The 23,434-nt window shown below is 71.5% G+C and carries 21 protein-coding genes and 1 pseudogene; 10 read left to right on the plus strand and 12 right to left on the minus strand.

The genetic code is table 11. The annotated features are described in order from the left end of the window. The first annotated feature begins 63 nt into the window (after positions 1-63). Positions 64-648 carry a TetR family transcriptional regulator gene (locus tag ACFYPR_RS20835; protein ID WP_387261732.1) on the plus strand — a complete coding sequence of 195 codons (585 nt, stop codon included), beginning with the start codon at positions 64-66 and terminating at the stop codon, positions 646-648. A 52-nt stretch (positions 649-700) separates the two neighbouring features. After that, on the plus strand, positions 701-2,491 hold the full coding sequence (locus ACFYPR_RS20840) for a gamma-glutamyltransferase family protein (RefSeq protein WP_387261735.1): 1,791 nt from the start codon (positions 701-703) through the stop codon (positions 2,489-2,491). Between the two features lie 21 nt (positions 2,492-2,512). Here ACFYPR_RS20840 and ACFYPR_RS20845 read toward each other — a convergent pair whose 3' ends face one another. The 4 genes from ACFYPR_RS20845 to ACFYPR_RS20860 are packed head-to-tail and all read right to left on the minus strand — an operon-like array spanning position 2,513 to position 5,770. Continuing rightward, the gene (locus tag ACFYPR_RS20845) at positions 2,513-3,139 is read right to left on the minus strand and encodes a response regulator (protein WP_387261738.1); all 627 of its coding nucleotides are present in this window, start codon (positions 3,137-3,139) and stop codon (positions 2,513-2,515) included. Beyond that, the gene (locus ACFYPR_RS20850; RefSeq protein ID WP_387261741.1) at positions 3,136-4,389 is read right to left on the minus strand and encodes a sensor histidine kinase; all 1,254 of its coding nucleotides are present in this window, start codon (positions 4,387-4,389) and stop codon (positions 3,136-3,138) included. Before ACFYPR_RS20850 ends, ACFYPR_RS20845 begins: the two co-directional genes overlap by 4 nt. 5 nt (positions 4,390-4,394) lie before the next feature. Beyond that, positions 4,395-4,847, minus strand: coding sequence for an ABA4-like family protein (locus tag ACFYPR_RS20855; protein ID WP_387261744.1), 453 nt, complete (start codon positions 4,845-4,847; stop codon positions 4,395-4,397). Then, positions 4,844-5,770 (minus strand): hypothetical protein, encoded by a 927-nt coding sequence (locus ACFYPR_RS20860; RefSeq protein ID WP_387261747.1) that lies wholly within the window; start codon positions 5,768-5,770, stop codon positions 4,844-4,846. The genes ACFYPR_RS20855 and ACFYPR_RS20860 overlap by 4 nt, the downstream gene beginning before the upstream one ends. 165 nt (positions 5,771-5,935) lie before the next feature. Between ACFYPR_RS20860 and ACFYPR_RS20865 the strand changes: the two genes are divergently transcribed. Beyond that, a complete protein-coding gene (locus ACFYPR_RS20865; RefSeq protein WP_387261751.1) occupies positions 5,936-6,685 on the plus strand; it encodes a glyoxalase in 750 nt (249 codons plus the stop codon). A gap of 56 nt (positions 6,686-6,741) precedes the next feature. Here ACFYPR_RS20865 and ACFYPR_RS20870 read toward each other — a convergent pair whose 3' ends face one another. Then, a complete protein-coding gene (locus ACFYPR_RS20870) occupies positions 6,742-8,019 on the minus strand; it encodes an MFS transporter (RefSeq protein ID WP_387261753.1) in 1,278 nt (425 codons plus the stop codon). Between the two features lie 55 nt (positions 8,020-8,074). Between ACFYPR_RS20870 and ACFYPR_RS20875 the strand changes: the two genes are divergently transcribed. Further along, the gene (locus ACFYPR_RS20875; protein ID WP_355138728.1) at positions 8,075-8,959 is read left to right on the plus strand and encodes a LysR family transcriptional regulator; all 885 of its coding nucleotides are present in this window, start codon (positions 8,075-8,077) and stop codon (positions 8,957-8,959) included. A gap of 37 nt (positions 8,960-8,996) precedes the next feature. On the opposite strand, the gene ACFYPR_RS20880 is transcribed toward ACFYPR_RS20875, so the two are convergent. Together ACFYPR_RS20880 and ACFYPR_RS20885 are read right to left on the minus strand one after the other, a co-directional pair. Then, positions 8,997-10,526, minus strand: a complete 1,530-nt coding sequence (locus ACFYPR_RS20880; protein WP_387261757.1) for a TROVE domain-containing protein — start codon at positions 10,524-10,526, stop codon at positions 8,997-8,999. Positions 10,527-11,417: 891 nt separating this feature from the next. Continuing rightward, a complete protein-coding gene (locus tag ACFYPR_RS20885; protein ID WP_354856817.1) occupies positions 11,418-11,816 on the minus strand; it encodes an NUDIX domain-containing protein in 399 nt (132 codons plus the stop codon). 61 nt (positions 11,817-11,877) lie between these two features. On the opposite strand from ACFYPR_RS20885, the pseudogene ACFYPR_RS20890 reads away from it, so the two are divergent. Further along, positions 11,878-12,030 (plus strand): annotated as a pseudogene (locus ACFYPR_RS20890) (RNA-binding protein); the annotation flags it as partial. Positions 12,031-12,127: 97 nt separating this feature from the next. On the opposite strand, the gene ACFYPR_RS20895 reads toward ACFYPR_RS20890, so the two are convergent. Next, positions 12,128-12,427: a hypothetical protein gene (locus ACFYPR_RS20895; RefSeq protein ID WP_354856814.1), complete on the minus strand. Its 300-nt coding sequence runs from the start codon at positions 12,425-12,427 to the stop codon at positions 12,128-12,130. A 124-nt stretch (positions 12,428-12,551) separates the two neighbouring features. Between ACFYPR_RS20895 and ACFYPR_RS20900 the strand changes: the two genes are divergently transcribed. The 4 genes from ACFYPR_RS20900 (at position 12,552) to nrfD (ending at position 18,872) form a co-directional block, all read left to right on the plus strand. After that, a complete protein-coding gene (locus ACFYPR_RS20900; RefSeq protein WP_354856811.1) occupies positions 12,552-13,349 on the plus strand; it encodes a PrsW family intramembrane metalloprotease in 798 nt (265 codons plus the stop codon). Between the two features lie 136 nt (positions 13,350-13,485). Beyond that, a complete protein-coding gene (fdh, locus tag ACFYPR_RS20905) occupies positions 13,486-16,761 on the plus strand; it encodes a formate dehydrogenase (RefSeq protein ID WP_387186331.1) in 3,276 nt (1,091 codons plus the stop codon). A 3-nt stretch (positions 16,762-16,764) separates the two neighbouring features. Next, positions 16,765-17,808, plus strand: a complete 1,044-nt coding sequence (locus ACFYPR_RS20910) for a 4Fe-4S dicluster domain-containing protein (protein ID WP_387261761.1) — start codon at positions 16,765-16,767, stop codon at positions 17,806-17,808. Further along, positions 17,805-18,872: an NrfD/PsrC family molybdoenzyme membrane anchor subunit gene (nrfD, locus tag ACFYPR_RS20915; RefSeq protein WP_355066436.1), complete on the plus strand. Its 1,068-nt coding sequence runs from the start codon at positions 17,805-17,807 to the stop codon at positions 18,870-18,872. Before ACFYPR_RS20910 ends, nrfD begins: the two co-directional genes overlap by 4 nt. Before the next feature lie 66 nt (positions 18,873-18,938). Here the strand turns inward: nrfD and ACFYPR_RS20920 are convergent, their stop codons facing one another. From ACFYPR_RS20920 to ACFYPR_RS20930, 3 genes are all read right to left on the minus strand, one after another. Beyond that, positions 18,939-20,495: an OFA family MFS transporter gene (locus tag ACFYPR_RS20920; protein ID WP_363939257.1), complete on the minus strand. Its 1,557-nt coding sequence runs from the start codon at positions 20,493-20,495 to the stop codon at positions 18,939-18,941. 249 nt (positions 20,496-20,744) lie between these two features. Beyond that, on the minus strand, positions 20,745-21,041 hold the full coding sequence (locus ACFYPR_RS20925; protein ID WP_354862591.1) for a DUF4873 domain-containing protein: 297 nt from the start codon (positions 21,039-21,041) through the stop codon (positions 20,745-20,747). Continuing rightward, positions 21,038-21,766, minus strand: a complete 729-nt coding sequence (locus ACFYPR_RS20930) for a TetR/AcrR family transcriptional regulator (protein ID WP_354862593.1) — start codon at positions 21,764-21,766, stop codon at positions 21,038-21,040. Before ACFYPR_RS20930 ends, ACFYPR_RS20925 begins: the two co-directional genes overlap by 4 nt. A 48-nt stretch (positions 21,767-21,814) precedes the next feature. Here ACFYPR_RS20930 and ACFYPR_RS20935 point away from each other — a divergent pair, with 48 nt between their 5' ends. Further along, positions 21,815-22,705, plus strand: a complete 891-nt coding sequence (locus ACFYPR_RS20935; protein ID WP_354862595.1) for a diiron oxygenase — start codon at positions 21,815-21,817, stop codon at positions 22,703-22,705. 94 nt (positions 22,706-22,799) lie between these two features. On the opposite strand, the gene ACFYPR_RS20940 is transcribed toward ACFYPR_RS20935, so the two are convergent. Beyond that, on the minus strand, positions 22,800-23,399 hold the full coding sequence (locus ACFYPR_RS20940; RefSeq protein ID WP_355066440.1) for a winged helix-turn-helix domain-containing protein: 600 nt from the start codon (positions 23,397-23,399) through the stop codon (positions 22,800-22,802). Positions 23,400-23,434: the final 35 nt, after the last annotated feature.

Consider the following 23,434-nt stretch of genomic DNA (forward strand, 5'->3'; position numbering starts at 1 on the left):
TGCACTCCTCGTTGCTGTGGTGACGGTGTTGACCGTGCCACCGCAGGAGCGCATTATTCAACCGTGTTGAATAAAACGCGGGGTCGGCCCCGCGGCAATCCCGATACCCGCGCCCGCATCGCCGAGGTCGCCCGCGACCTGTTCCGCGAGCACGGTTACCCGGGTACGACAGTGCGGGCGGTGGCCGCCGCCGCAGGGGTCGACCCGGCGCTCATCAGCTATCACTTCGGCTCCAAGCAGGGCCTCTTCAGCCAGTCGCTGAACCTGCTCTGCGTCGACCCCACCGCTCTGGACCAGGCCCTGCGGGGTGACCAGGCCGGCCTGGCCGACCGCCTGCTCGACTCGGTCACCGGTCTGTGGGACGCCACAGTCCCCGCCGAGAACCGGATGGCGGTGCGGGACGACGACACGATGCGCGCCCTGCGTGACTACCTGGACGGTGAGCTGCGCCTCCGCATCGCTGAATTTCTCGGCGGCCCCGACGCGACCGAACGCGCCACCGCCGCCGTCGGCGTCCTCGGAGGGTTGATCTTCACGCGGTACCTGAACCCGATCCGTTCGATCGGCGCACTGTCCCCGGCCGACGTCCGGCGCGTCTTCGGTCCGGCGCTGCGGGCGGCCCTGCACGCCCGGCCCCGCCGGCCCTGACCCGCCGCGCACGACGTACGCTCCGGGCCGCGGACACGAGTGAGGTGTTGTCATGGCGTTCACCACCCGGCCGACCCTGCAGGGAACCTTCGGCATGGTGTCGTCGACGCACTGGCTCGCCAGCCAGTCCGCGATGGGGGTCCTGGAACGCGGCGGCAACGCCTTCGACGCCGCGGTGACCGCCGGGTTCGTCCTGCACGTCGTCGAACCCCACCTCAACGGCCCGGGGGGCGAGGTGCCGGCCATCGTGGCGACCGCCCAGGATCCTCGTCCGAAGGTGCTGTGCGGGCAGGGCCCGGCGCCGGCCGCCGCGACCATCGCCCACTTCCGGTCCCTCGGCATGGACCTCATCCCGGGCGCCGGCCCGCTCGCGGCGGCCGTGCCCGGCGCGGTGGACGCGTGGCTTCTGCTGCTGCGCGAGCACGGCACGTTCTCGATCGCCGACGTGCTGGAGCCGGCGATCGGCTACGCCGCCGCCGGTCACCCGCTGGTGGGCAGGGTCGGTGAGACGGTCGCGGCCGTGCGGTCGCTGTTCGAGGAGCACTGGCCGACGTCCGCCCAGCTCTGGCTGCGCGACGGCCGGCCACCGGCCGCGGGGGAGAGGTTCGCCAACCCGGCGTACGCGCGCACTCTGCGCCGACTCGTCGAGGCCGGGCAGGCGGCCGGCGCCGACCGGGAGGCGCAGATCGAGGCCGCGCGCCGAGCCTGGGGTACGGGCTTCGTGGCCGAGGCGATCGACGAGTTCAGCCGGCGGCCGTTCCGCGACTCCAGCGGACGCGCACACGCCGGGCTGGTCACCGGCGACGACCTGGCCGCGTACTCGGCGACCTGGGAGGCCCCGACCACCCTCGACTGGCAGGGCTACTCGGTGGCGAAGACCGGGTTCTGGGGCCAGGGCCCGGTGCTGCTGGAGACGCTGGCCGTCCTCGACGCGCTCGACGACGACGGCGCGTACGAGACGGCCACCGCCGCCGGCGTCCACGCCCAGGTCGAGGCGCTCAAGCTCGCCTTCGCCGACCGCGAGGCATGGTACGGCGACAGCGCCGACGTGCCCGCCGCGGCGCTGCTCTCCCCAGCGTACGCGCGGGAGCGGGCGGCCCTGGTCGGTGACCGCGCGTCGACCGAGTTGCGACCGGGGAGTCCCGACGGGGCGCAGCCGCGCCTGCCGGACCACGTCCGACCCGGCGCCGGTCGCCGCGTTGACGCGTCGGACCCGACCACGGGGGAGCCGACGGTGCGGTCCGACGGAGTGACCCGGGGCGACACCTGCCACGTGGACGTCGTCGACCGCTGGGGCAACATGATCTCCGCGACGCCGAGTGGTGGCTGGTTGCAGAGTTCGCCCACGATCCCGGAACTCGGCTTTCCGCTGGGCAGCCGGCTGCAGATGTTCTGGCTGGAGGAGGGGCTGCCCTCGTCGCTCGCGCCGGGCCGCCGACCGCGCACCACGTTGAGCCCGACGATGGTGCACCGCGACGGGGAGCCGGTCCTGGCGTGCGGTACGCCCGGCGGTGACCAGCAGGACCAGTGGCAGGTGCCCTTCCTGCTGCGCCACCTCGTCGGCGGTCAGCACCTGCAGGAGGCCATTGACGCGCCCGCGTGGCACACCGTCAGCCTGCCGGCGTCGTTCTATCCCCGCGACTCGGAGCCGGGCGTCCTGCTCATGGAGGACCGGTTCGACGCCGACGTGGTGCGGGCCCTGCGGGCGTACGGGCACGAGGTGCGGCTCGCCGACGCGTGGAGTCTGGGCCGGCTCTGCGCCGTGACCCGGGACCCGGGCACGGGCGTGCTCGCCGCCGGCGCGAACCCGAGAGGGATGCAGGGCTACGCGTGCGGCCGGTAGCGCGCGCCGGATGGCCGAGGGTCAGGCGCCGCGCGCGAACAGGGCCAGGCGTACGCGGTTGGGGCTGTCGGTCTTGGTCATGAGGCTCGTGATGTGGGTCTTGACGGTCGTGACGCCGATGTGGAGCCGTTCGGCGATCTCGCTGTTGGACAGGCCCTCGGCCACCAGGGTCAGCACGTCCTGCTCGCGGGCGGTCAGCCCCTGCACGGGTCGGGGCGGCTCGGCGCGGGCGCGCACCGCGCGTTGGACGAGGCGGTGCAGCACCTCCGGGGTGAACGGGCTGTCGCCCGCGGCGGCCCGGCGGATGCCGTCCAGCAGCTCGGTCGGGGGCGCGTCCTTGAGCAGGAAGCCGCACGCGCCAGCGCTCAGCGCGGGGTAGAGGTGGTCGTCGTCGCCGAACGTGGTCAGCACCAGCACCCGGGTGGCCGGACGCTCGGCGAGGATCCGCGACGTCGCGGTGATTCCGTCGACGCCGGGCATGCGCAGGTCCATGACGACGACGTCGGGGATGAGCCGGGCGGCGAGGACGACCGCCTCGCGGCCGTTGTCGGCCTCGCCGACGACCTCGATGTCGGGTTGCGCGTCGCACAGCATGCGCAGGCCCGCGCGAATGAGGTGCTGGTCGTCGACCAGCAGGATGCGGATCACGCCGGCTCCGGGGCGGCTGATGCGGCCGGTACCTCACGGGCCCGCGGCGCCGGCCCGGCGGCGGTCTCGGGGAGCGTGTTCGGCAGGACGGTCCGCACGCGCCAGCCCGTGCCGGTCGGTCCCGCCTCCAGCCGGCCGCCGAGGACCTCGACGCGTTCGGACATGCCGGTGATGCCGTGGCCGCCGCCGGCCGGCACGGGCGTCGGGGCGCTGTCGCCGTCGACGCCACCCCCGTCGTCGGTGACCTCCCAGTGCACGGCCCCGCCGTGCAGGGCGACCACCAGGTGCGCCCGCGCGGCCGGCCCGGCGTGGCGTGCCACGTTGGTCAGCGCCTCCTGGGTCAACCGCAGCACCGCCAGGCCACGCACCGCGTCGAGGGAGCCGATCGCCGCGTCGATGTCGGCGTCCACGGTGATGCCGGCCTGGCGGGCCCGGTCGACGGCGGCGCCGAGCGCCGAGGGGAGCGCCGAGGGCTCGATCGCGGTCAGCGCCGCGTCTCCGCGTACCCCGTCGGGGTTGCGCAGCACCGCGACCAGCCGGCGCAGCTCCGCCAGGGCCGCGGTGCCCGTGCCGTGCACGTCGTCGAACACCTCGTCCACCCGGGGGTCCAGGTCGGTGAGGACGTGCCGGGCCACACCGACCCGCAGCACCATCGACGCCACGTGGTGGGCGACGACGTCGTGCAGCTCGCGGGCGATGGCGCTGCGCTCGTCGGCGCGCGCCGCGCGGCTCTCCGACTCGCGGCGCCGCTGCTCGGCCAGCGCCCGCTCCACGGCCTGCCGACCCAGCTCCCGGTTGGTCCGGATGACCAGGCCGAGCAGCACCGGGACACCGACCTCCAGGGCCAGTCCGACGACGCCGGAGGCGACCTGGCGCAGCGGGTCGCCGATCGAGTCGGTCAGGTCGACCACGGCCAGCAGCCCGGTGCCCAGCCAGATGGTGCGGGCGCGAGCCGAGAGCATGGTGACCTCGAGCAGCGCCCAGCTCGCCCCCACCTGGTTGATGGTGAAGTCGTCGATGAGGCAGACCGCGACCGCCAGCAACGCCGTCTGGAGCACCAGGTTGACCACCGGCCGGCGATACGTCACGAGCGCGGCGGCGAACGCGGCCACCGCGAGGATCCACTGTGTCACCGTTGGTGCGGAGCCGGAGTGGGGCACGACGAGCAGGTAGCCCAACCCGCTGAGGTCGAGCAGCACCATCCGCACACGCGCGTCCCGCGTGTCGAACAGTCGTCCCAGCCGCCCCACGGTCGTCAGCCTAGGTGCTCACGGTCGGTGGCAGCGACCGCCGACCGCGGCCACCGCGTCCGTACGCCCAGGTAGGCGGCCAGCCCGAGTGGTCCGAGCAGGATGGTCAGCACCAGTACCGGAGCCATGACCAGCGCCGGCACCCCCCGTTCCCGGCTGTCCAGCCACGCCCAGCGGCCCACGAACAGATCGAACGCGATCAGGTGCGCCCAGCCAGCCGCCGCGCCGTCGGGCGTGCCGAGCAGGTCGCGTACCCCGGCCAGGGTCGGCGACGCGACGGCGGGCAGCACCTCGCCGAACGCCGGGACCACCAGCAGCGCGTAGATCACCACGACGGGCAGCACGATCAGCGGTGAGCTGATGATCCGGGTGGTCCAGGACCAGCGCGGCACCAGGATCATCAGCGCCCAGAACGGAGCGGCCACCGCGAACGTCAGGGAGAACAGCGTCGCGGTCATGCCGCGAGCGCCAGTTCCGGGCGGCGTCGGCGGGCCAGGACCAGGCCGCTGGCGGTCGCCGTCGCGACCACCAGGGCCGCGACGGCGGCCAGGGTGCGGGCGTCCGGGCGCAGCAGCGGCTGCCCGCGCAGGGCCTGCCAGGTCAACAGCATCGTGAGTACGCCGTACGCGCCGCCCGCGACGACCAGCAGCCGGACGCGGGTGCGCGCGTCGAGCCGGGTCGCGAAACGGGTCAGCAGGATCGCCAGGATCGGCAGGGCCTGCAGGGCGTGCAGCCCCACGAAGTGCCCGATCCGCAGGTCGCCGCCGGTGGTGCTCCAACCGACCACGGGCAGCCCCGGCCCACCGTCGGCCACGCCGACGCTGTGCGCCCCGGAGATGCCCTCGATGCCCGGGTCCTGCATCGGCAGCACCATCGGCACCGCCGCGAGCATGCCGAGCAGGGACAGGCCGAGCCCCCACCCGACGGCGGTCGCGGCGACCCGGTCGGGGATCCGCCGGATCAGCACGACGATCCCGATGACGAGGTGCGCGAGGAACAGCACCATGATCGCCGCGCCCATCGACGCGAACAGCGCGGTGTTCAGCGCTGTGGTGTCGTTGAAGTGGCTGGTCTGCCCGCGGATCACCTGACCGACGATCCACGCGTTCTCCAGGACCGCCACCGCGACGATGACGATCACCGCCCACTCGACGATCCGGCTGCGCCGGGGCAGCAGGGAGAGCATCCAGGCGAGCGTCGCGCCGTACAGGACGAAGGACACCGCGAACTTGAACGGCTTGAGCCAGATCGGCGCCCCGGTGAGGACGCGCGGGTCGACGAGGACGCCGACCGTGGCGACGACGGCGAGCACCGCCATCGCGCAGACGAGAATCAGGAGGGGGCGGTTCCAGTGTGCCGCCCGACGCAGAACGGTAGTCATGTCTGTAGATGCTCGTGGCCGTTCCCGCCGGTCGCGTCCGACCCCGGGCCCCGGTTGCGGCCCGGGGTCGGAGCGCATCTCCTCCCTGGGTAGGAGGCGCGATCGGAGCGGCCCGCCGCCGGTGCTGGCACAATGGCCGACCTGCCGACCGGACCGGGAGCGACCATGACGACCAACGAGGACCGCGTCCAGCCGAACGAGACCACCGTGCCGCTGCTGCCCTGCCCGGCGCCGGAGGAGACCCTGGCCTTCTGGCGTGCCCTGGGCTTCGAGGTGACCTACGAGCAGATGAGGCCGTACGTGTATCTGGTCGTTCAGTGGAGCGGGTTCGCCCTGCACTACGGGCCCGCGCCGAAGGACCTCGACCCGGCGAAGGAACAGACCGGCGGCTGCCTGGTGATGGTCGACGCGGTCGCGCCGTACCACGCCGCGTTCGCCGACGCGATGCGCCGCGCCCACGGCAAGGTGCTGGTCAAGGGCCTGCCCCGACTGACCCGCTACCGTGCCGGAGCATCACGGTTCAGCGTCGTCGACCCGTCGGGCAACACCATCATCTTCATCCAACGAGACGAGCCGAAGGATCTGGAGTACGGCGGGTCGTCCGAGCTTGAAGGACTGGCCCGGGTGCTCGACAACGCGCGGATCCTGCGCGAGTTCAAGCTGGACGACCGGGCCGCCTACCGGGCGCTCGACTCGGGGATGCGCCGTCGCGCCGAAGACGCTCCGACGGTCGAGCAGGCCACCGCGCTGGCCGGCCTGATCGAGCTGTCGATCGCGCTGGGGAAGACCGATCGGGTGCCCGAGTGGGGCGCCCAGCTCCGCGCGCTGACGTTGACCGAGCCGGAGCGTACGCAGGTGCGGGCCTACATCGCGGACCCGGTCGTCCTCGAACCCTGGTGGTCCGATCCGCGCTGACCACACGGACCGGGGCGAGCCGGACACGGCCCGACCCCGGTCGGCGGGTCAGCGGGTCAGCGGGCTGCGGGGCGGCGACGGAAGAGCGCCGTCACACCGGCGAGCATGACGAGCAGCAGTCCGGTGAACCAGTTCATCACCGTGATCGTGCTGACGGTTCGCGTGGCGATCCCGATGCCGACGGCCGGCAGGCTCATTCCCAGGTAGGCGATGAGGAACAGCCCGGCCAGGGCCTCGCCGCGCCGGGCGGGCGTGGCCATCGCCGCGACCATGCCGACGGCGGCCTTGAACAGCACGCCGGCCCCGACACCGGCGACCACACCACCGACCAGGAACGCGGTCAGGCTGGCGGTGTGCATCCCCACCAGCACGACGGGCATGCCGACCGCCTGCGCCAGCAGCCCGAGCCGCACCTTCGCCGGGGCGGGGAGCCGGTTGGTGACGGTCTGCGCCACGGCGGCGCCGCCGAACACGGCGAACACGACCGCGCCGCCCAGCGCCCGTGAGGGCAGGTGCAGGGCGCCCGCGACGAAGCCCGGGGCGACGGAGGTGAACAGGGCGAACACGGCGAACGACGCGAAGCCGGCGCCGGCAGCAGCCACGTACCCGGCCCGGTCGCCGTGGTCGGCGCTGATCCGTTGCGGCCGGTACGTGGGCTTGACCAGCCGCTCCTCGACGGTCTCCGGGGTCGCCGCGACCGCCACGATGCTGACGGTCAGCAGCACGGCGAACACCAGATACGGAGTGCGCAGCGGCGCGTGGACGTACTGGGCGAGGACGCCCGCGACCAACGCGCCCACGCCGAGGCCGCCGATGTTGGCGGCGGTGGAGACCACTTCGAAGCGCTGGCGCGACGCGCCGGGCCGGTGCGCCGCGTGCAGTTCCTGCAGGTAGGCGGTGGCGGTCGCGGTGATCATGCCGATGCCCAGTCCGCTCACCAGGCGGGCGACCAGCAGCACCGGCAGGGACGCGTCGCCCAGGAACAGCGCGGCGGCGACCAGCTCCAACACCAGCGCCGGAATGAGGATCTTCTTCCGGCCGACCCAGTCCGAGACGTGCCCGGCGAGCAGCAGACTGATCACCACACCCACCGCGTACGACGCGAACACGATCGTGACCATGAACGTGGAGAAGTCGTCCCGAGCCATGTAGAGCGGGTAGAGCGGGGCCGGCACGGTGCCGAACGCCATCGCGGTCAGGAACGCCAGAGCGATCACCCAGAAGCCCCGGCCGTGGCGGCGAGACGATCCTTCGGCGCGGGTGGACGCGGCGGCGGGCCGGCGGGATGACAGGATCGTCGACGACATGACCCCACTGTCGCTCCACCCGATCATCGCGTGCAACGAAAGTTGACGCTAGCAGCGATCAGTATGGGTGATACTTGGCGGCGTGGAACTCCGCCAACTCGAGTACTTCGTCGCCGTGGCCGAGGAGCAGAACTTCACCCGCGCCGCCGCCCGCCTGCACGTCGTCCAGTCCGCCGTCTCGGCGGCGGTCAAGACCCTGGAACGCGAACTGGGTGCGCCGCTGCTGGACCGCAACTCCAAACGCGTACTCCTCACCGACGCCGGCGCCGCGCTGCTGCCCCGCGCCCGCATCGCCCTCGACGCGGCCCGCGACGCCCGCGACGCGGTCGCCGAGGTACACGGCGGCCTCCGTGGCACCCTGCGCATCGGGACGATGACCTCGATCAGACTCCTGCACCTACCGGCCCTGCTCGGCGAGTTCCACCGCCGGCACCCCGGGGTGCTGCTGCACACCAGCGTCGCTCCGTCCGGCTCCCAGGGGCTCATCGACGCGCTCGCGGAGCGCCGGCTCGACCTCGCGTTCGTCTCGCTGCCCGGCGCGCCGCCGGCCGAGGTCCGCTTCACGGAGCTGGCCCGCTCGGTGATCGATCTCGTCGTGCCCGACGATCATCCGCTGGCCGCCCGCGAGGCGGTGACGCTCGGGGAAATCGCCGGGCTGAACTTCATCGACTCCCCGGTCGGGTACGGCAACCGCGCCGTCACCGACCGGGCGTTCGCCGCCGCCGGCCTTTCCCGGCGAGTCACGATCGAGATCCCCGACATCGCCACCGGCGCCGACCACGTCCGGCACGGCCTCGGTATCGCCCTGCTGCCCCGCTTCGCCGTCGCCGACGCCGAGGGCGTGCGTACGCTGACGGTCACCGACGCCGACCTCGACTGGACGGCGTCGCTCGCCACGCCGGTGGACCGACCGGTGGGCGCGGCCGCCCGCGCCCTCATCGCCCTGACCGGCGAGTTCCTACCCTGACCCGCGCTGCGGGGCGGGTGCAGCCCCGCAGCGCGGATCAGAAGGGCCACCGGTCGTCGGACCCGGCCTCGATCAGCGGGATCATCGCGAACGCGGCGTCGGACAGTCCGCCGAAGGTGTGCCGGTTCGTGACGGTCGGCGTGTGCCCGACCCGGTATCCGGCCAGGTTCCAGGTGTAGACGGGCACCTCCGCCGGCACCGCCGCGACGACATCCGTCGAGCCGTGCCAGTGGGCCTGCTCATCGGTGAGGATGATCAGCCGGTCGTGTCGGCCGTGGTGCTCGCGGACCGCCTTCTCGGTGTCGGTTCCCCTGCCGAGGAAGTAGCCGCCCTCCTTGAACCGCCGCACCGCCGCGAGGACCGACTCGCCCGCCACCGCAGGGAACACCCGGCTGTCATTGGAGAACGACACCACCGTGGCCGACTGCGCGCGGGCGGCCAGCGCGAGACCGAACACCGCAGCGGCGTCCCAGCAGAGCAGCGTGCCGTCCTTGCTGAACGGGCTCTGCATCGAGCCGGACGTGTCGATGAGGATCAGCGTCCGCCCGTCCAGGGCGGGCACGTTCGCGAGGGCGTGCTGCAACGCCTTCTCCAGCGGGTACGCCCAGCGCAGGCTCGGCGCCGCGTTGTACGCCGACAGGAAGCGCATCGGCAGCACCCGCGAACTCGCGACCTGAGCCGGGTCGGAGAGCGTGGCCGCCACGGTCTCCGCGACGGTGTCGCTGACCCCGGCCCGGTCGAAGTTGCGCAGATTACGCAGCAGCGCCAGGTAGCCCATCGTCGGGATGACCGACTCCCATGCCGCCGCGTCCATCGCGCTCTGTCGCCAGCCGGCCAGCGCCTCCCACGTCATACCGGCAGCGTCCAGCGTCGCCGGATCGGTGACCTCCCTGCGCTGCTCGACAGGCATCGCCATGAGCGCGTCCCGCGCCCTGAGCATCCGCAGGGACGGGGGTACCGGGTTGTCCCGCCGGTGCCGCCGATCCAGCGCGTGCCGGAACAGGTCGCCCTGTCGCTCATCCCTGGCGGTGGGGTGGGTCAGCTCGATGACGTCACCGAAGCGCACCTGGTTGGCGATGGAGTCGTACTTGAGCAGACTCCGCTCGGTGTAGAGCCGGACCGCCGCGTCGGCGATGCCCCGCTTCACCGGCTTGGGCAGTGCCCGGCCATGACGAGCCAGCCAGTACGCGAGCGCCTCGCCCGGCTCGTCCGCACGCTGCAACGCCGCATCCACGACCGCGCGCGAGCCCGGAATTCCCGCCGCTACCTGGGCACGGGCGCCCTCAAGGGCCGCCACCACGGACGCTGAGCGCATCATCGCTCCGGTGCGGAGCCACGGTACGAAGCGCGCGAACCAGTCGGGATCCGCGACGGCGACGGCGGCGACCAGGTCCCGGAAACGGGCCTCCCGGCTGGTGGAACCCTCGTAGAAGGTGTCCTCGCCCACCATGTTCGAGACACCGAGCAGGAACAGTTCGAGGCGCGGCTCACGGACGAAACCGGGTGCGCCCTCGCCGATCGCCGGCCGATGCCGGCTCGTGCGCAGCTTGACGTTGAACTTGGCCATGACGTCCCCCACGTCAGTCGGCCGAGAAGGCGCCACCACAGCGCACACCCGAGATCAGAGTCGGCCACGGACTAGTCCGCCGTTCTGTCCGTTGAACCACCGACCCGAAGGTGTCGGGGGGATTCGAACCCCCATCTGCGGAGCCGGGAAGTAACCGTTGCCTGCGCACCGGGTGTGCGTGTGGTCGCGCTTCCCGAGATCGAGGTTGGCGACGGATGTCCTTCACCGGGGCCGGAACCCCTCCAGATGTAGCCGTCGCCTACGCACCGGGAAGTGCGGTCACGACCATAGCGGCAGCGGTGCGGGAGGGGCAACGGGTTTTGTGATCTTGTGATCGACGGCGGCTGGTCGCACCACACGCCCGAGATCAAAAGTGGACACGGTGTTCGCGGGTTCGAACCGCAGGCCCTTGCCGGGCCTTCACCAGGAAGTAACCGTATCCGTCGCACCGGGCGTGCGGCGAGAGCACCTCCCGAGATCGAAGCGGCGACGGCGACCGGCCCTCGCGGGCCAAGGTGACCTGGGCCGCTGGTCGACGCCACGTGACATGGCGGTGGGATTCGAACCCACGTCTCCCCGATTGGAAGCGGAAGTAGCCGTTGCCTGCGCACCGGGAGGTGCCCCATGACGGTAGGCCCGCGTTGCCACGCCAACAACCCGATTCCGCATCCGCTGTCGAGGACTCCGGGCGGTGGGCGCAGCCGGCGGCCGGCGGCGACCGTCGGTCACCTCCGTGGGGGCGGATGCGGTGGTGAGCGGTATACCTCAGAGTCATATTCATACCTCTGAGGTATACCGCTCACCAGCACATCGACACGGCGGGCAGCCAAAGCGGATGACCAGCGCCCTTCGCCGCAGCCCCAGCCCCGTCTTGAGTTAGGACTTATTCGTCTAGATCATGGGCAGGACCAGCGCGGTCGAGGCCGCCAGCTCCCGATCGAACACCTCGTCGCGTGGGACGAACACCATGGCCTGCCCCTCGCCGAGCACGACGTCTTCCTGTCGCGCGGTGGTGACGCCATGGAAGATGTGCACCGTCACGGTGTGCCCGAAGCCCGCCTCGTACGGGCGCGGACCGCTCCACAGCAGGCGCAGCTCACCGGCTGTCAGGCCGGTCTCCTCCAGCAGCTCGCGGCGGGCCGCCTGCTCGGGCGACTCGCCGGGCTCGATGTGACCGCCGGGAAGGCTCCACTGGTTGGGCGAGACGGGCGCGTGCTCGTCGCGATGCTGCATCAGCACCGCCCCGGAGGCGTCGACGAGCAGGACGAGGGCGACGTCGTAGGTGGCCATGCACGAGACCATGCCACGCTGGCCGGCCCCCGTCACCGACGGTCGGGCGTACCCTCCGTGGATGGATCTGGATCATCCTTCGGTGGCGGAGTTCGGGTTCCCCGGGCCGCTGCGGGACACGCTCGTGGCCGCGATCCTGGCCGGCGCGAAGACCTCCACGTCCGCGCTGCTGCTCGGCTACGAGCACGCGAACGAGCCGCTGCCGGAGGCCGGTCACGTGCTCTGAACAGCCCTGGGGCGGCCGCCGGATCAGCCCTGCGCCGCGGTCGGTCCTGGGCTACCTGGCCTTACCCCAGGGAAAGAAGAAGTCGTCACTGTCGGCGAGCCACCAGTAGTACTCGGGAGACTTGTGGTTCTTGCACGCCACCCGCGTGACGGCGACCGATGCGGCCCGGATGCGATCGGCAGCGACGCCGGGAGCGATGATCGCGGTGGGTGGGAAATTCCGTCTTGATCCGCCGGCCGAGGTCGTTCGCGGCCGCCTGCAGGTCGGGCCACTCAAGCCGCTTCCGCATCAGGTTGAGTTCTTCGGCCTTGCGCGCGTAGTAGACGGTGAGCACGAGACCAACGACGCCGGTGATGAACCCGCCGATTCCCAGCCATCGATCCATCCCGCCAGCGTAGGCACGGCCCGCCAGACCTCCACGCTCGCTCGCACGCCGTGGTCGCCGTCGAGTCGTGGGGATCTCAGCGCCAGGCTGGTCTTCGTAACCTGGATCCGCGAGACTCCCCGGTATGGGTGATCGTTCTCGCCGGTGGGCGTGGGTCGGAGTGCTCGTCATCGGGCTGATCCTGTATCTGGCGGTGCTGCGGACCCTCGTGCGCACCCAGAACCCGAACTTCGTGCCAGCACTGATCCTGCTCGGCGCGACCCTGGCTCCCCTGACGTTCCTCACGTTCGCCCAGGCCCGTACCGGGCGTTGGCAGGTGCCGGCGTCGGTGCTGGTGACATCGGCGTTCTTCGGCGGGGTGATCGGCACGGTGGTCGCCGGCACCCTGGAGTACGACACTCTGCGCGGCCTCGGCGCCCTGCCCATGCTGTTCGTGGCACTGATCGAGGAGTCGGCGAAGCTGATCGTCCCCGTGGTGCTGCTGTTCACGGCCCTGGCGCAGCACCGTCGCCGCCTGCCGTCCGACGGTCTGGTCATCGGTGTGGCCGCCGGCATGGGTTTCGCCGCGTTGGAGACGATGGGGTACGCCTTCACCGCGCTGCTGAGCTCGCAGGGCAACATTGGCGCGGTGGAGCAGACCCTGTTCATCCGTGGTCTGACCGCGCCCGCCGGGCACACCGCCTGGACCGGGCTCACCGCCGGAGCGCTGTGGGCGCTGCTGGCCAGCCCGAGCGTCGGCCGGCTGTTCGGGTTCCTCGGCACCTTCCTCGGCGTCGTCGTCCTGCACACCCTCTGGGACACGTTCTCCGGTTCGCTGGTCTTCGTCGTACTGGCGATCGTCAGCATCGGCTGGCTGTTCTGGGAGCTGCACCGCTACCGGACCTTCGGTGATCGCCTGGCGGTCCAGCACCCGTCGAACTGATCGCGGCCCTCCTACACCATGCCGTCGGCGGCCAGCGCGAAATGGCCCGCTCTGCTGATCCCGCTGCGGCCGGGCTGGCACCTCATCTACTGTCGGACTGTTCACATTTAGTGGCTTTCGTCGGGAAGGTGCAGCGATGGGGGTGCGCCGCTGGGTCGAGAGCTGGCCGCTCTACCGCCAGCTCACCGGCACCGACCCGCTCGGGCGGGGCGCGGCGGCCAAGTCGGCCCTGTCACTGTCGCTGACCGCCCGCACCGACACCGCCGACTCGGTCGCCCGGTCGGTCTGTCCGTACTGCGCGGTGGGTTGTGGCCAGCGGGTGTTCGTCAAGGACGGGCAGGTCACACAGATCGAGGGTGACCCGGACAGTCCTATCTCGCGGGGCCGGCTCTGCCCGAAGGGCTCGGCGAGCAAGAGTCTGGTGACCAGTCCGCTGCGGCAGACGACGGTCCGCTACCGGCGGCCGTACGGCACCGAGTGGGAGGATCTCGACCTCGACACGGCGATGCACATGATCGCCGATCGGGTCCTGGCTGCCCGGGACGAGACCTGGGAAGACCGTGACGACGAGGGCCGGCCGCTCAACCGGACGTTGGGGATCTCCAGTCTGGGCGGGGCGACGCTGGACAACGAGGAGAACTACCTCATCAAGAAGTTGTTCACCGCGATGGGGGCGCTGCAGATCGAGAACCAGGCGCGTATTTGACACTCCGCCACCGTCCCCGGTCTGGGGGCCAGCTTCGGTCGTGGCGGCGCCACCCAGTTCCAGCAGGACATCGCCAACGCTGACGTCATCGTCATCCAGGGTTCGAACATGGCGGAAGCACATCCGGTGGGTTTCCAGTGGGTGATGGAGGCCAAGCACCGTGGCGCGAAGGTGTTCCACGTCGACCCGCGGTTCACTCGTACGAGCGCGGTGGCGGATGCGTACCTGCCGATCCGGGCGGGCACCGACATCGCCCTGCTCGGCGGCGTGATCCGCTACATCCTCGACAACGAGCTGGACTTCCGCGAGTACGTGGTCGCTTACACGAACGCCGCCACCATCGTGACCGAGGAGTACCGCGACACCGAGGATCTGTACGGGCTCTTCTCCGGCTTCGCCGAGGACAACGCCAGCTACGACCAGAGCAGTTGGCAGTACGAGGGCGTCGAGGAGAACATCCCCCCCCGGGACACCGAGACGCAGCGGGAAACGGCGGCCGGGCTGGAGCACGAGTCGCACGGCGCGCCGGTGGGCGGGCAGACGCAGCGGGACGAGACGTTGCAGCATCCGCGCTGCGTTTACCAGATCCTCAAGCGGCACTTCTCCCGCTACACGCCGGAGATGGTGGAGCGGGTCTGCGGGATCCCGCAGGAGAAGTTCCTCGAACTGGCGCAGGCGTGGACGGCGAACTCGGGCCGGGACCGCACCGGCATGCTGATCTACTCGGTGGGGTGGACGCAGCACAGTGTGGGCGTGCAGTACATCCGTACCGGGGCGATCATCCAGTTGCTGCTGGGCAACATGGGCCGTCCGGGTGGCGGGGTGATGGCGCTGCGCGGTCACGCCAGCATCCAGGGTTCGACGGACATCCCGACCCTGTTCAACCTGCTGCCCGGCTACCTGCCGATGCCGCACCACGCCGACCACCCGACCCTCGACGAGTGGGTGGACAGCATCCGCCACCCCGGGCAGAAGGGCTTCTGGGGTGACGCGCGCGCCTACGGCGTGAACTTGCTCAAGGCGTACTGGGGTGACGCGGCCACCGCCGACAACGACTACTGCTACGGCCACCTGCCGCGGATGACCGGTGACCACGGCACCTACCAGCAGGTGCTCAACATGATCGACGGGAAGGTCAAGGGGTACTTCCTGCTCGGGCAGAACCCCGCGGTGGGCTCGGCGCACGCCCGCGCGCAGCGCCTCGGCATGGCCAACCTGGACTGGCTGGTCGTGCGGGACCTCTTCATGGTCGAGAGCGCCACGTTCTGGCAGCACGCCCCGGAGATCGAAACGGGCGAGATCGTGCCCGAGGAGTGTCGTACCGAGGTGTTCTTCCTGCCGGCCGCCTCACACGTGGAGAAGGAGGGCACGTTCACCCAGACGCAGCGGTTGTTGCAGTGGCGGGAGAAGGCTGTCGAGCCGCCGGGCGACGCCCGCTCCGAACTGTGGTTCTTCTACCACCTCGGACGCATCGTCAGGGAGCGGTTGGCCGGCTCGACCCGGCCCCGCGACCGGGCGCTGCTCGACCTCAACTGGAACTACCCCACGCACGGTCCGCACGCCGAACCGAGCGCCGAATCGGTGCTATACGAGATCAACGGATACGAGGTGGCCAGCGGCCGACCGCTGTCGAGCTACACGGAGATGAAGGACGACGGTTCCACCGCCGGTGGCTGCTGGATCTACACCGGGGTGTACGCCGACGGCGTCAATCAGGCCGCGCGCCGCAAGCCCGGCTCGGAGCAGTCCTCGGTGGCGCTCGAATGGGGTTGGGCGTGGCCGTCCAACCGGCGGATCCTCTACAACCGTGCCTCGGCCGATCCGGAGGGCAGGCCGTGGAGCGAGCGCAAGAAGTACGTCTGGTGGGACCCGGAGAAGGCCGAGTGGACCGGCTACGACGTGCCGGACTTCGAGAAGACCAAACCGCCCTCGTACCGGCCGCCGGCCGACGCGTCCGGGCCGGCGGGGATCGCCGGCGACGACCCGTTCATCATGCAGGGCGACGGCAAGGGCTGGCTCTACGCGCCCACCGGCGTGCTGGACGGGCCGCTGCCGACGCACTACGAGCCGATCGAGTCGCCGGTGCGCAACCCGCTCTACCGCCAGCAGGCCAACCCGGCTCGCAAGGTCTACATCCATCCGATCAACACCCTCAACCCGAGCCCGCCCGAGCCGTACAGCGACGTCTTCCCGTACGTGTTCACGGTCAGCCGGCTCACCGAGCACCACACCGCCGGCGGCATGAGCCGGACCGTGCCGCACCTCGCCGAGCTGCAACCGGAGATGTTCGTCGAGGTGTCGCCGGAACTGGCCGCCCAACGCGGCCTGACCCACCTGGGCTGGGCGCACCTGGTCACCGCCCGCGCGGCCATCGAGGCGAAGGTCCTGGTCACCGACCGGATCACCCCGCTGCGGGTGGACGGTCGGATCATCCACCAGGTCTGGGTGCCGTACCACTTCGGTTACGAGGGTCTGGTCACCGGCGACTCGGCCAACGACCTGTTCGGCATCACCCTCGACCCCAACGTCCTCATCCAGGAAAGCAAGGTCGGCACGTGCGACGTGCGGCCCGGCCGACGCCCGAGGGGCCAGGATCTGCTGAACCTCGTATTCGACTACCGGCGACGGTCGGGGCACCTGACCCACCGCTACCCGCCGCTGATCACGACCGACGTCGCCGACAGCAGCAGCGACCAGGAGGCCTGACCGATGCCCCACCCCAACGCCCTGTACGGGCCGCTCGATCCGGCGCCGGACGCCGGCTATGTGGACGCGCCGCCGCGGATGGGGTTCTTCACCGACACGAGCGTGTGTATCGGGTGCAAGGCGTGCGAGGTGGCCTGCAAGGAGTGGAACGGCGTTCCGGAGAGTGGTCTGGATCTGCTGGGCATGTCGTACGACAACACCGGGGCGTTGACCGCGAATTCGTGGCGGCACGTCGCTTTCATCGAGCAGCCGCGCCCGGTCGACCGGGAGACGCCGGCGTTCGAGGGCTATCCGGACGGGCCGGCGGTCAGCCCGGCGACGGCGGCTGTGGGCGCGCGGACCAGCACCGACACCGGCACGGATCCGGGCCTGCCCACCGGTTCGCCGGGCGCGGCGGCCCGCATGTCGGGCGGGCCGGAGTTCCTGGGTATGCCGGGTGGGCAGCCGCCGGGGCGGGGCACTGGTGTGGAGCAGCGGTCGGATTTTCGGTGGTTGATGATGTCGGATGTGTGTAAGCACTGCACGCATGCGGCTTGTTTGGATGTGTGTCCGACGGGTTCGTTGTTTCGGACGGAGTTCGGGACGGTGGTGGTGCAGGAGGACATCTGTAATGGGTGTGGGTACTGCATTTCGGCGTGTCCGTATGGGGTGATTGATCAGCGTAGGGGTGATGGTCGGGCGTGGAAGTGCACGCTGTGTTATGACCGGTTGGGTGCGGGGATGACGCCGGCGTGTGCGCAGGCGTGTCCGACGGAGTCGATTCAGTACGGGCCCTTGGACGAGTTGCGGGAGCGGGCGGCGCAGCGGGTGGACACGTTGCATGAGCAGGGGGTGTCGGAGGCGCGGTTGTACGGGGAGGATCCGAACGACGGTGTGGGTGGTGACGGGGCGTTCTTCCTGTTGTTGGATGAGCCGGAGGTGTATGGGTTGCCGCCGGATCCGGTGGTGACGACGCGGGATCTGCCGGCGATGTGGAAACGCGCCGGCCTCGCCGCGCTGACGATGGTCGCCGCCACGGCGCTGGCGTTCCTGGGCAGGCGGCCATGACCGACGCGACGCCACCGCACGAGCCGGTCGGCGCCCGGTTCCGCGCGTTCCAGGCCCACCTCGACCAGCCCGACGGGCAGCGCCGGGGTCGGAGCCACGGCGGCGAGCAGCTCACCGTGCCGCCGGCCGACTTCAGCTCCTACTACGGCCGCCCGATCCTCAAGGCGCCGGTGTGGAAGCACGACATCGCCGGCTACCTGTTCAGCGGTGGCCTCGCCGCCGGAGGCGCGCTGATCGGCGCGGGAGCCCAACTGACCGGACGCCCCGCCCTGCGTCGCGTGGGCCGCTGGACGGCCCTCGGCGGCACCCTCGCCAGCGCGTACCTGCTGGTGCACGACCTCGGTCGGCCGGACCGTTTCCACCACATGCTCCGGGTCGCCAAGCTGACCTCGCCGATGTCGGTGGGCACCTGGATCCTCACCGCGTTCGGGCCGGCCGCCGGTGTGGCGGCGATCGCCGAGTTCGCGCCCCGGCTCCCGCAGCACGGCGTGCTCGGCCTGGCCCGCCGGCTCGCACCCTCCGTCGGCGACGTCGCCGGCCTGGCCGCCGCGGCCACCGCCCCGGGGCTGGCCACGTACACCGGAGTCCTGCTCGCCGACACCGCCGTGCCGGCCTGGCATGACGCGCACCCCTTCCTGCCGGTCGTCTTCGCCGGCAGCGCGCTCGTCGCCGCGTCCGGGGTCGGCCTGATCGCGGCGCCGGCCGCGGAGACCGCCCCGCTGCGCCGCCTCGCCCTCGCCGCCGCGACCGTCGAGGCGATCGGCGGTCACCGGCTGGAGCGGATGGGACTGACCGGCGAGCCGTACGTGCGCGGCCGCAGCGGCCGGCTGGTCAAGGGGGGCCGGGTGCTGCTCACTGTGGGCACTGCCGCGGCCTTGTTCAGCCGGCGCAGCCGGGTCCTGTCGGTGCTCTCCGGCGCGGCCCTGGTGGCCTCGTCGGTCGCCACCCGGTTCGGGATCTTCGAGGCGGGCAGGGTGTCGGCGCGCGATCCGAAGTACACAGTGGTACCCCAGCGGGAGCGCCTCGCCGAGCACGGGCCGACGGTGCACGACGGCCGACGCTGAGCGCGTCGCGCACGGGCAGTGCCCTCGCGGGGTACTGCCCGTGCGCGTCGCAGCCCGGCCGTCGCCTCAGCCGGTGAACAGCTTCGCGGCCGTGATGACGGTCTCGACGATGCCGTAGCCGAGCAGCGCCGCGACGAGCAGCCAGGACAACCAGAGCCGCCCGGTCTGGCCGCCGACGTGCTCGGGCACCGGTGGCCTGCTCTGCGGGCCGAGGGCGACCGGCTCGGTGACGCTGGCGCGCGCCACGGGCGAGGTCGGACCCCGGTCGGGCTCGTGGAAACGGTCGGGCACGGCGCGGACCAGCAGGTTCGCGACGAAGCCGATGGCGAGCACGCCGACCATGGTGAACAGCGCGGGTCGGTACGCCGACGCGGTGAGCGTCCCGGGCTTGCCCTGGCTGTCGAGGATCCCGTTGACGATCAGCGGGCCGGCGACACCCGCCGCCGACCAGGCGGTCAGCAGCCGGCCGTGGATGGCGCCGACCTGGAAGGTGCCGAAGAGGTCCCGCAGGTACGCGGGCATGGTGGCGAAGCCACCGCCGTAGAAGGAGATGATCAAGGCGGCGATCAGCACGAAGACGGCGGTCGCGGCGTGCCCGGCCACGGCGAGCAGCGCGTAGAGCACCATGCCGACGCCGAGGTAGACCATGTAGATGGGCTTGCGGCCGATGAGGTCGGACGTCGTCGACCAGATGAACCGGCCGGCCATGTTGAACAGCGACAGCACACCCACGAAGCCGGCCGCCGCCGACACCGAGACAGCGGTGGAGCCGTTGTCCCGGAAGAAGTCCTGGATCATCGGGCTGGCCTGCTCCAGGATGCCGATACCCGCCGTGACGTTGCAAAACAGCACGATCCACAGCAGCCAGAACGAACGGGTCCGCACGGCGTTGGACGCGGACACGCTCGCCCTCGTCACCAGCGACCGGGTGGCGACGCGAGCGGGGTCGAACCCGGCGGGCCGCCAGTCCGGCGGAGGAACCCGGACGTTGAACGGGCCGAACATCATGATCACGAAGTAGCCGATGCCGAACGTGACGAAGAGCCCCACCAGCGCGGACCCCGACGCCACGGCGGCCGGGTTGGCAGGGTTGTAGTCGGGGTCGTAGAGCGACAGCAACTGACGCGCCAGCGGGCCGGCGACCAGGGCGCCACCGCCGAATCCCATGATCGCCAGACCGGTGGCGAGACCCGGCCGGTCCGGGAACCACTTGATCAGCGTGGAGACGGGCGAGATGTAGCCGATGCCCAGCCCGATGCCGCCGATGACGCCGTAACCGAGGTAGAGCAGCCAGAGTTGCCGGGTCGCGATGCCGAGCGCGCCGACCAGGAACCCGGTGGCCCAGAAACAGGCGGAGACGAACATGGCCCGGCGGGGGCCGTTGCGCTCCACCCACCGGCCGCCCACCGCCGCCGACGAGCCCAGCATGACGATGGCGATGCTGAAGATCGCCCCGATCGCCGTCTGGCTGACGTCGAAGTGTGCGATGAGGGAGTTCTTGTAGACGCTCGTCGCGTAGACCTGGCCGATGCAGACGTGCACGGCCAGCGCCGCGGTCGGGATGAGCCAGCGGCTGTATCCCGGGGGAGCGACGGTGTGCCGAGGGTCGAATACCGACAGCATGGGCTCCGCACCTCCTGCGGCTGAGTGGGCAGGCGGCGAGGCGGAGCTGTCCGGAGCCCTCGTACCGTCGCATTGCCCACTGGGCGGATTCCGCGCGCGCCCGGATGACGCCGGGCCGGGGAATCGCACCTGACTCCCGGCGGATGACCGAGCGGCTTGCGCCGCCACCTGGCGGCCCGACGCGCGTCCGGCGTTCGCCGTTGATCGGCTGTAGCTCACGTTACGTGGTCGCCGGACCGCGGCTCGCGATTACGGGAAAACGGGCTGGTCCGGTTCGTCGCCTGTCGGCGCGGGCCAGGGTGGAGGTCCCAGGCCGGTGATCCGCACACCACCCCAGGCGTCGACCTCGGCCAGCCGGCCGGGCCGGGCCCGGTCGGCGATGCGAAGCTCGACGTCGCGCCGACCGGAGCGCAGCAGTCCGGCCACCCTGGGCTCGGGCTCGATCCGGCCACTCCAGTGGTAGCGGCCGTCGACCGGCTCCCACCGACCGCTGAGGTGCACCCGCACCGGGGTGCCCGCGACGCTCGCCGGGCCGTGGTAGCTCACGGCACGATGCGTTCGTGCGCGCGGGTCAGCTCGCGCGGCAGGTCGGCGCTGGCGCGGACCCCCTGGATCCCGCTCCACAGCAGCGTGGTCAGGTAGTCGGTGAGGGCCGCGCGGCTGATCGGCTGGCCGCGGGTCGTCCACCAGTCGCCGACCGCCTGAACGAAGCCCACCAGGCCGTACGCCCAGGGCTCCGCCGGGCCGGCGTCCAGGCCCAGGGCGCGGAGCCGGTCGCCGATCACGCGGGCCAGCCCGGCGGCCACCTGCCGACTGGTCCCGGAGACGACCTGGTGGATGCCGGGGTCACCGGACCGGTGGATCAGGAACCGGTAGAGCGTCGGCTGGGACTCGATGACGCCGAGGTACGCGTCGATCGTCGCCTCGACCAGGTCGCGCTCCTCGCGGACCCGCGCGATGGCCGGAGCGATCGTGTCGACGACCTGGGCGGACAACCGCTCGCTCACGGCGACCCAGAGCTGCGACTTGTCGGCGAAGTACCGGTAGAGGACCGGCTTGCTGACGCCGGCGGTGGCGGCGACCTGTTCCATGTCGACCTCGGGGCCGTGCCGCAGCAACGCCTGCACGGCCGCCTCGACAAGCGCCTGCCTGCGCTGCTCACGGTGGTTGGCCCAGCGGTCCCGGCGGCCGTTGCCCGTCGCCGTTCGACCGTCGCCGGTGGACGCGGCCGCCGGCTGGGGTCCATTGACATCGTTGCGTGGCGCTTGCATGCTACTACAGGTAACAGTTACTGCCAGTCACGTCAATGTGGAGGAGTCATGGAGGCGGCGGAACCCGAGGACTCGGCGGTCGCCGAACGGCTGCTCACGTCGTCGCTGCGCACCAGCTACGACCCGGTGGTCGAGATCGACTGGGACGCGCCGCACACCCCGGGCGCCTACTGGCTCCCGCCGCACCGCAGCAGCCTCTACGGCACGGCGCTCTGGTCGGGCCTCAGCGAAGAGCAGCGCGTCGAGCTCACCAAGCACGAGGTGGCCAGCACGGCCAGCGCCGGTCTGTGGTTCGAGACGATCCTCATGCAGATGCTGATCCGGCACTACTACGACGCCGACCCGACCAGCCCGCGCGCCCAGTACGCGCTGACCGAGGTCGCCGACGAGTGCCGGCACTCGATCATGTTCGGTCGGCTGATCGAGGCGATGGGCTGTCCCGTCTACCGGGCGGACCCGTTCGACCACCTGCTCGGCCGGTTCCTCAAGGCGACCGCCAGCGGCCCCCGGATGTACGCCGCGATCCTCGTCGCCGAGGAGATCCTCGACGCGTTCCAGCGCGAGATCATGGCGGACGAGTCTCTTCAGCCGCTCATCCGGATGGTCTCGCGCATCCACGTCGTCGAGGAGGCGCGACACGTCCGGTTCGCCCGCGACGAGCTGGCCCGCCAGGTCGCGGCTGCCGGACCGGTCGGCATGGCGTACGCCCGGCTGCTGGTCGGTCGCGCCGCACACTCGATCGCCAACCGTCTCGTCCACCCCGACGCGTACGCGGCGGTGGGTATCCCGCCGGCGGTGGGCCGGGCCGCCGCCCGCGCCAACCCGTACTGGCAGGCCACGCTGCGGTGGTCGGCGGCCCGGGTGCACGACCACCTCGCGGGCGTCGGGCTGGTGGGCGGCCCGGGGCGGCTGTTGTGGGCCCGGGCGGGGCTGATCTGACGGCCGTCGTCCGGCCGGGGCGCGGCGTCGACGGGGTCTGCCGGCGGTGCGGGGCGTCCGGACGTGGCGATGAACTGCCCACATCAGGCAGCCGTCAGGCACGCCCGATCCGCGGCTCGTGCCGGCCGGTAAGGCGCAACCCGACACCGCGTACGGCCTCGATCGTGGCACCGGCGCCGAGGTCCCGCAACTTGCGTCGCAGCCGCTTCACCAGCGACTGCACGTCCGCTCTGCGCTCGCGCCCCTCGTCGTGCCAGACCGACCGGTGCAGCTCGGCGTAGCTCCAGATCCGGACCGGCTCGGTGATCAGGCAGGTCAGCAGGTCGTGTTCCAGTCGGGTCAGGTCGACCTCGCGACCCCCGTACCGTGCGGTGGACCGGGCCGAGTCGATGACCAGGGCGGGGCCGGGCTCGACGGTGGGCGTCGGGGTCGACGGTGGCTCGCCGAGCGGGCCGGCCCGTTGCTGCGGGATCGCGATCAGCCGGCGCAGCTCGTCGAGGTCGGCCACCAGCAGCAGCGGCGCGATCCCGTCGAGGCGCTCCGCGAGCCGGATGCGCTCGGTCGGCGACGGCGTCACCGCGATCAGCAGCGGAAACGGTTCGTCGGCCGGATCAGCCCCGTCCACCGCCGTCTCGTCGTCCTCGGCCACCACACCGCCCGGGATCGATGGGCTTCCCTGCCCAGTTATCGTCATGGTCCTGACAATGATTGGCAAGCGCGCCGCCAGCA

Origin of the sequence: Micromonospora sp. NPDC005254 (genome assembly GCF_042872525.1) — a bacterium.
In the GTDB taxonomy this organism is placed as follows: domain Bacteria; phylum Actinomycetota; class Actinomycetes; order Mycobacteriales; family Micromonosporaceae; genus Micromonospora.

Coding starts and splice junctions, on each gene's coding strand:
- ACFYPR_RS20840 (WP_387261735.1), top strand. CDS start 701: ATGGCGTTCACCACCCGGCCGACCCTGCAGGGAACCTTCGGCATGGTG.
- ACFYPR_RS20855 (WP_387261744.1), bottom strand. CDS start 4,847: ATGACCGCGACGCTGTTCTCCCTGACGTTCGCGGTGGCCGCTCCGTTC.
- ACFYPR_RS20860 (WP_387261747.1), bottom strand. CDS start 5,770: ATGACTACCGTTCTGCGTCGGGCGGCACACTGGAACCGCCCCCTCCTG.
- ACFYPR_RS20865 (WP_387261751.1), top strand. CDS start 5,936: ATGACGACCAACGAGGACCGCGTCCAGCCGAACGAGACCACCGTGCCG.
- ACFYPR_RS20870 (WP_387261753.1), bottom strand. CDS start 8,019: ATGATCGGGTGGAGCGACAGTGGGGTCATGTCGTCGACGATCCTGTCA.
- ACFYPR_RS20880 (WP_387261757.1), bottom strand. CDS start 10,526: ATGGCCAAGTTCAACGTCAAGCTGCGCACGAGCCGGCATCGGCCGGCG.
- ACFYPR_RS20885 (WP_354856817.1), bottom strand. CDS start 11,816: ATGGCCACCTACGACGTCGCCCTCGTCCTGCTCGTCGACGCCTCCGGG.
- ACFYPR_RS20895 (WP_354856814.1), bottom strand. CDS start 12,427: ATGGATCGATGGCTGGGAATCGGCGGGTTCATCACCGGCGTCGTTGGT.
- ACFYPR_RS20900 (WP_354856811.1), top strand. CDS start 12,552: ATGGGTGATCGTTCTCGCCGGTGGGCGTGGGTCGGAGTGCTCGTCATC.
- ACFYPR_RS20910 (WP_387261761.1), top strand. CDS start 16,765: ATGCCCCACCCCAACGCCCTGTACGGGCCGCTCGATCCGGCGCCGGAC.
- nrfD (WP_355066436.1), top strand. CDS start 17,805: ATGACCGACGCGACGCCACCGCACGAGCCGGTCGGCGCCCGGTTCCGC.
- ACFYPR_RS20920 (WP_363939257.1), bottom strand. CDS start 20,495: ATGCTGTCGGTATTCGACCCTCGGCACACCGTCGCTCCCCCGGGATAC.
- ACFYPR_RS20930 (WP_354862593.1), bottom strand. CDS start 21,766: ATGCAAGCGCCACGCAACGATGTCAATGGACCCCAGCCGGCGGCCGCG.
- ACFYPR_RS20935 (WP_354862595.1), top strand. CDS start 21,815: ATGGAGGCGGCGGAACCCGAGGACTCGGCGGTCGCCGAACGGCTGCTC.
- ACFYPR_RS20940 (WP_355066440.1), bottom strand. CDS start 23,399: ATGACGATAACTGGGCAGGGAAGCCCATCGATCCCGGGCGGTGTGGTG.